At 63.7% G+C, this 1301-nt stretch carries 1 protein-coding gene; it reads right to left on the minus strand.

What is annotated here, in order from left to right; all coding sequences use genetic code 11:
• On the minus strand, positions 1–1301 hold a 1301-nt coding region (locus HYH07_RS36160; RefSeq protein WP_220006917.1), incomplete at both ends, for an acyl-CoA synthetase.

Raw genomic sequence — 1301 nt, forward strand, 5'->3', positions numbered from 1 at the left:
TTGCGCAGCAGGAATTTCTGGATCTTGCCGGTCGAGGTCTTCGGGATCGGTCCGAACACGACGGCCTTCGGCGTCTTGAAGCCGCTCATATGCGTGCGGCAGAAGGCGATGATGTCGGCCTCGCTTGCGCTTGCGCCGTCCTTGAGCTCGACGAAGGCGCAGGGCACTTCGCCCCATTTCGGATCGGGCTTTGCCACCACCGCGGCGAACAGCACGGCCGGGTGCTTGTAGAGGATATCCTCGACCTCGACGGAAGAGATGTTCTCGCCGCCGGAGATGATGATGTCCTTGGAGCGATCCTTGATGATGACATAGCCGTGCTCGTCGAGCACGCCGAGATCGCCGGTGTGAAACCAGCCGCCCTCGAAGGCTTCCTTGGTCGCCTTCTCGTTCTTGAGGTAGCCCTTCATCACGATATTGCCGCGGAACATGACCTCGCCGATGGTCTCGCCGTCGCGCGGCACTTCCTGCATGGTCTGCGGATTGATGACGGTGACGCTTTCCTCGAGCGGGTAGGGAACGCCCTGCCGGCGCTTCATGCGGGCGCGCTCGGCAGGCGGAAGCTCGTCCCAGCCCGGCTGCTCGGCGCAGACCGAGGCGGGGCCGTAGACCTCGGTCAGGCCATAAACATGGGTGAGCTTGATGCCGATGTTTTCGGCGCCTTCCAACACCGCAACCGGTGGCGCTGCGCCGGCGATGAGGCCGACGACGCGGCGGGCGGCATTGCCCCGTGGCGCATCGGGCGCATTGATCAGCGTGTTGTACACGATCGGCGCGCCACACATGTGGGTGACGCCGTGCTGCCTGATCAGCTCGAAAATCCTGGTCGGCTCGACCTTGCGCAAGCAGACATTGATGCCGGCCGCGGCCGCAATCGTCCAGGGGAAGCACCAGCCGTTGCAGTGGAACATCGGCAGGGTCCAGAGATAGACCGGATGCTGGCCGAGATTGCCGGCGAGGATGTTGCTGACGGCGTTGAGATAGGCGCCGCGATGATGGGTGACGACGCCCTTGGGATTGCCGGTGGTGCCCGAGGTGTAGCTCAGCGCGATCGCATCCCATTCGTCGCTCGGAAGGATCGCCGTGAAGTTCGGGTCGCCTTGCGCGACGGCGGCTTCATATTCGATCTCGCCGATGCGCTTGCCATCGTTGAACGCGGCATCGTCGACGTCGATCACGAACGGCTTTGGCCCGGTCATCTGCGCCAGCGCATCGGTGATGACGCCTGAAAACTCCGGGTCGACCAAGATGATCTTGGCGCCGCCATGGTCGAGCTGGAAGGCGATCGAGGGCGCATCGAG

Origin of the sequence: Bradyrhizobium sp. BR 10261 (assembly GCF_019455395.1) — a bacterium.
Taxonomy (GTDB): domain Bacteria; phylum Pseudomonadota; class Alphaproteobacteria; order Rhizobiales; family Xanthobacteraceae; genus Bradyrhizobium; species Bradyrhizobium manausense.